We start from the raw sequence: 6,127 nt of genomic DNA, 5'->3' as shown, positions 1-6,127 counted from the left end.
GCCAAGCGCACCCTCGCGAACACCAAGGCGAAGGCCGCCCAGACCGCGCGCGAGCAGGCCGTCGCCGCGCTCCAGGCGAAGCAGGCCACCGCGGCCCGCGCCGCCGCCCTCGAAGCCGCGGCCACCGCCGCCGAGGGCACCGCGGCCGCCGCCGAGAGCCGGGCCGCCGCCACGGCGGCCCGTACGGCCGCGACCCAGGCCGCCACGGCCGCCACCGCCGCGCAGACCGCGGCGGACGAGGCCACGGCCGCCGCCGTCACCGCACGCACGGCCGCCACCACGGCCGAAGGCGCCGCCGAGCGGGCCCAGGCGTCCGCGGGCGCCGCGTGGTCGGCGTACTACACCTCCGTCGGCGCGGCCTCCACCGCGCACGCCGCCGCCGCCGTCGCGCTCGACGCGTCGCAGGACGCGGCGATCCGCGCGGACAACGCCGCCACCGCGTCGGAGAACGCCACCGCTCTCGCCGAGAAGGCCGAGCAGGAGTCGATCGCCGCCGGCACCAGTGCCGCCGAGGCCCTGAAGTCGGCCGCGACCGTGGTGGGCCGGGCGTACGCCGCCGGCCAGGCCGCGCTCGCCGCCCGCGACAGCGCCAAGGCCGCGGTCGCCGCCGCGAGCGACGCCATCACCATCGGCAGCCCGTACCAGGAGCGGGACAGCTCGGCCGCGTTCGCCGTGCTCGTCGGCCAGTCGTCGAAGACGATCGCCGAGCAGCAGGCCGCGGCCGCCGAGGCCAAGGCCGTACAGGCCGCGCAGGCCGCCGCGTCCGCGCAGCAGACCGCCGAGCAGGCCACCGGCGACGCGAAGCTCGCCGCCGAGGCCGCCGCCCGCGCAGCCTCGGACTCGGTCCGCGCCGTCGAGGCCGTCACCCGCGCCCAGGCGTCCGCCGTCGAGGCCACCACCGCGCAGCAGGGGGCGAAGGCCGCCTCCGACGCCGCCGCCGGCCACGCCGAGCAGGCCGGGAACGACGCCGCCTCCGCCCGCCTCACCGCGAACGAGGCGAGCAGCACCGCAACCGAGGCCGACCGCGAGGCCACCGACGCCGAGCGGCACGCCGCCGAGGCGAACGAGAAGGCCGGACGGGCCGGCGAAGCCGCCCAGGGCGCGCAGGACAAGGCGACCAAGGCGGAGCAGGAGGCCAAGGACGCCGAGACCAGGGCCGGCGACGCGGCGGGCGACAGCACCTCCGCCGAGGAGGCCGCGAAGCAGGCCGAGCAGCAGCAGCGCGAGACCAACGAGGCCGCCCACAAGGACGCGCTCGCCGAGGGCACCACGCCCGTCAAGGGCGGCGCGTCCAACTGGCCGGTCCTCGGTCAGCGCGAGGAGAAGATCCTCCTCGACGCGTGCGGCCAGACCTGTGTCGACGACTACCGGAAGGGCCTCGCGGCCGTCTCCGTGAACATCGTGGAGTGGGCGACCGCGAACGGCGGGCAGATCCTCTTCGATCGGCTCGACCCCGCCAAGGTCAAGGAGTGCCTGGCCGTCAGCCACGTCGAAGGCTGCCTGTGGGCGCTCGTCGACGTCCCCTCGTCCGCCGTGATCGTGGGCCGGATCCCGGCGCTCGCGCAGGCGATCGAGCAGGTCTCCACCGGCATGCGGAAGATCTTCGACGACGCCGACAAGGCCCTGCGTCGCCTCGACGAACTGACGGCCGTCATCAGTGACGTCCGCAGCACCCCGCGCCTCAACCGGTGCCTCGCCGGTGTCGCCCTGCACGCGGGCGGCGCCAAGACCAAGGCCGTCGCGATCCAGGGCCTCTCCGGCACGAACGACGACCTGGCCTCCGTCATCGGCGACCCCGCCTGGATCGGCTTCATGCCCCTGGGGCAGGCCAACACCCAGGACAAGGAAGCCGGTTACGCCTACCTGGACGCCTTCGCGGCCCAGAAGGCGATGCTCGAGGACGCCAACCGCCCGTACGCGATGAGCTCGTTCGACGACGGGATCACGCTGCACGCGCCGGACTTCGACGCGGACATCCGCGCCTACACGTACGGTCCGCAGGCGAAGCTGGCCGACCGCATCGGCCGGGACGGGCACACCAACGCCAGCGCCGAGGCGATCGCCAAGGCCCGGCAGATCACCGAGCAGAACCGCGGCAAGGACGGCTGGCACGACTTCGCGGCCGCGATGATGCTGCGGGACTCCAACGTCGACAACGACTGGTACCTCGGCGGCACCACGTCGTCCGACATCGCCTCCTACCTGCGGCACGGCGGCTTCCCCGCCGGGAAGATCACCGAGGGCACGCCCGAGTTCCGCGTCGAGGTCGAGAGCCTCAAGCAGTCCTGGGCCTCGTGCAACCACGCCGACCCCGTCGACCCGCGCAACGCCCTGAGCGAGGCCGTCTCGGTGGCCTCGGCCGAATGGGAGGCGGAGTACGCCGGTCAGGCCGCCCCGCGCACCCTGATCACGCAGGCCGAGGCGGACGCCTCGGCGGCGACCCGCAAGGCCACCGCCACCATGATCGAGGCCATCGGCCAGGCGTGGCGCGCCGACCAGATCCTGCGCTGGCAGAAGTACTGGCACGACCTCCTGGAGGGCGACCCGGACCACCTCTTCAAGCCGAAGCAGGCCCTCTTCGACCAGGCCAAGGCGGATCTCGCCAACGCCCGGGGCAAGGTCCAGGCACTGAGCGCCTCCGCCAAGGACCAGGCCACCGCCGCCAACGCCGCCGCCCAGCGCGCGGTGACCGCCCAGCAGCAGGCCTGGACGATCGCGGACGCCGCCGAGGTGCCGCGCGGCCGCGGCCTGATGTACGCCCAGCAGTCCGTGCAGGTCGCCCGCGCCTCGGGCGCCGCCGCGACGGCCGCCTCGAAGGCGACCGAGACGGCCCTGAACGCGGCCAACGCGACCGTGTCGACGTCCGAGGCGCTCCTCGCCCTGGCGAAGACCGAGGCGCACGCCGTCAACACCGAGTTCCGTCGCATCGCGGCGCAGGAGGCCGCCGCCCAGGCGAAGGCCGCCGCGGACAGCGCCGACGCCTACGCCACCTCGGCCGCGGCGAACGCCGACACCGCCAAGCGGGCCAAGGAGAAGGCCCTCGCGGAGGAGCAGGACGCCAAGAAGGCCGCGGCCGACGCGCAGGCGTCGCGTGCCGTCGCCGAGCTGGAGCGCGCCAACGCGGCGGCCTACCGGGCCACCGCCGAGCGCGAGCGTGACAAGGCGGCCGGCCACGAGGCCGACGCCGTCGCCCAGGGCCGTATCGCGAGCCAGGCCCGCGCCTCCGCCGAGACGGCCGGAGCCACGGCATCGGCCCGCAGGGGCGACGCCGAACAGGCGGAGCGCGACGCGGTCGCCGCCCGCGACAAGGCCCGTGAGGCCGAGCAGCGGCGGGATTCGCTGAACGCGAAGGCGGCGGCTCTGGAGGCCCACGCCATCGCCCAGGACGGTACGGACGCCGCCGACGCGGCCCGCACCGCGGCCACCGACGCCCGTTCCGCCGCGAACGAGGCGACCACGGCGGCCACCAGCGCGCGCGCTTCGGCGAACGCGGCCACGGCCGCGGCCACCAGTGCCCGTGAGGCGGCCACCAAGGCGGAGGGTTCCGCGGCCCGCGCCCGTGCGGCGTCCGACAGCGCGTGGGCGTCCTACTGGGTCGCGGCGGGTTCCGCCGCGGCGGCCCATGCGGCGGCGGCCGACGCCATCGACGCGTCGGAGGACGCGGCGGCCGACGCCAAGGGTGCCAAGGAGCAGTCGGAGAAGGCCTCCGCGGCGGCCAAGACGGCCAAGGAGGAGGCGGCCGGCGCCCGTGTCGAGGCGCTGCAGACCGCGTCCTGGGCGGCGACGACCGCGGGCAAGGCGCTCGCGGCCGTGCAGTCGTCGCTCGCGGCCCGCGACTCCGCGGCCGCGGTGAACAAGCCGGCGAACGAGGCGATCTCGCTCGGCGGCCCGTTCCAGGAGGCCGACAGCTCCGCCGCGTTCGCGGTGCTGACCGGTCAGCAGTCGCTGACGATCGCCCAGCAGCAGGCCGCGGCGGCCGCCGCCACGGCCCAGCAGGCCGAGGGGATCTCCGCCGAGGCGAAGGCCCTGGCCGAACAGGCCGACGCGGACATGAAGCTCGCCGCCCAGGCTTCCGCGGCCGCGGCGACCGACGCGTCCCGCGCGGCCAAGGCGTACCAGCGGGCCCAGGAGTCGGCGGCCCAGGCCGCCAAGGACGCCAAGGAGGCCCAGGCATCGGCCGGCCGCGCCGACGGCTACGCCATGGCCGCCGGAACCGCCGCGCTGGCGGCGGGGACGGCCGCGAACGACGCCGAGGCGGACGCCGCCGCGGCGGACGCGGCGGCCACCGAGGCGGAGAAGGACGCCGCCAACGCCCGCGCCGTCGCCACCAAGGCCGAGGAGGACGCCGCCAGCGCCCGCGCCACCGCCACCCAGGCGGAGACCGACGCCACGGCCGCCGAGAAGGCCGCGGCCGGTGCCCGGGAGGCGGCGGAGGAGGCCCAGGCCGCCGCCGACCGCACCGAGACAGACGGCAGCAACGAGCAGATCTCGCAGGGTGTCACCACCGGTATCGGCGGGGTGTGGGCGGTCCTCGACCACATCGAGTACATCGGCGAGCCGCAGAACGTCGTCAAGGACAACTGCAACCCGATCATCCACATCGGTGACTGCACGATCACCGCGACGGTCACGTACAAGTCGCACGTCGACCTGTACATGTGCCTGGCCGCGCCGGGCACGTACACCGGAAGCTGCCCGGACGCGGACACGACCTACCTCGGTCCGGACGTGTCGGAGCAGAAGACCGAGCGCATGTCGATCACGCTGTCGATGGTCGAGTTCAACTCGGGCATCGACCCGGTCGACATCCTGCTCGGCGACTTCATCGGCTGCGCCAAGTTGATCACCCCGGGTGTCAGCGGCGGCAGTTGGGGCGACTGCGCCTGGGCGGCGAGCTGGTTCGTCGCCGGCGCGCTGTTCAGGACGGCCAAGGCCGCGGTGACGGCGATGGACGCCGCGCTGAAGACGGGCATCGGCTTCACCGACGCCTGGCTGGCGCTCCGTTCCGTCGGTCTGACCGAGGCCGCGGTTCAGGGCATGGTCGCCCGCATCGTCCGCAAGCTCAACTCGGCCTGCGAGAAGGTCGAGAAGGTGACCTTCAAGGCCGCGTTCTTCGCCTCCGCGAGTGCGGGCAGCGGTGGCGCGACCGGTCCCGGCTGCTGGATCGGCGGCATCAACGGGCCCGGGTTCTGGGCAGCGGAGAACGAGGGCATGGAGGCCGCCGCGGCCGCGTACCAGATGCGGGTCACGGGCGGTGTGCCGGCGGGCTTCGTCTACAAGCTCAAGATGAAGTACCCGGTGGCGGGCCGTAAGGGCGAGTACGTGAAGCTCGACGGCTACCAGGACGGCAAGCTGATCGACGCGAAGTTCTGGGCCGACAGCGGTGTCATCGACCCCGTGACCGGCAAGTTCAAGTTCTTCGTGACCGCGCCGATCAAGGAGGCCAAGGCGCAGGTCGCCGGAGCCAAGTCGGCGGTCGACGACACGTACACGCCCATCGTGTACTACGTGAGTTCTCCGGAGGCGGCCACCGCATTCCGGCACATGGTCGCCGACACCCCCGAACTCGTGGGCCGGATCGAAGTCATCTACATGCCGTAGCATGCCCCGTCGATGAGGCCTTCCGGGAAAGTCCGCTTTCCCGGAAGGCCTCACCCTGATATTTCGGAAACACTCCGGTGAGGATCCATCAATGAGTCGCACATTGTTCGTGCTCCGCTATCGGGACGGTGAACCGGCGCCTCTCGACATGGAGCTCGTCCGGGACGTCCTGGAGCCGTACATCGTCTCCGCGGGCGCCGACCTCGCGGACGGGGTGCTGATCCGCACCGCGGACGGCCACGAGGTCGAGGTGGACGTCAACGACGTCTGCGTCTCCGTCAGCCGCTTCCCGTCCGGGCAGTTCTTCGACGTCCTGGCCCGGCTGGTCGACCGCCTCGGGGCGGCCGTCCTCTCGTCGGACCGGCCGGTGGTCATCCGCGAGGAGGGCGACCGGGCCGAGTTGTCCGAGGACATCCGTGAGGGCGCCGTCGTCGTCGCGACGACGGGACCGGCCTTGGAGGGTCACTTCACCGGCTCCTGACCGGGAGCCGGCCGGACGGCGAAGGGGGCCTCCCCGGTGCGTGGA

The 6,127-nt window shown here is 74.0% G+C and carries 2 protein-coding genes; both read left to right on the top strand.

Annotation, left to right across the window (positions count from 1 at the left end):
- Nucleotides 1-5,601, top strand: a 5,601-nt coding sequence (locus ACFCY7_RS39320; protein WP_376490887.1) for a hypothetical protein, incomplete at its 5' end; no start/stop codon positions are given.
- Between the two features lie 91 nt (nt 5,602-5,692).
- Complete coding sequence (locus ACFCY7_RS39315) at nt 5,693-6,082, top strand: hypothetical protein (RefSeq protein ID WP_376490886.1); 390 nt, start codon at nt 5,693-5,695, stop codon at nt 6,080-6,082.
- Nucleotides 6,083-6,127: the final 45 nt, after the last annotated feature.

This window comes from Streptomyces sp. NPDC056361 (assembly GCF_042262805.1).
Taxonomy (GTDB): Bacteria; Actinomycetota; Actinomycetes; order Streptomycetales; family Streptomycetaceae; genus Streptomyces.
This window is presented reverse-complemented; position numbering and strand designations above follow the sequence as displayed.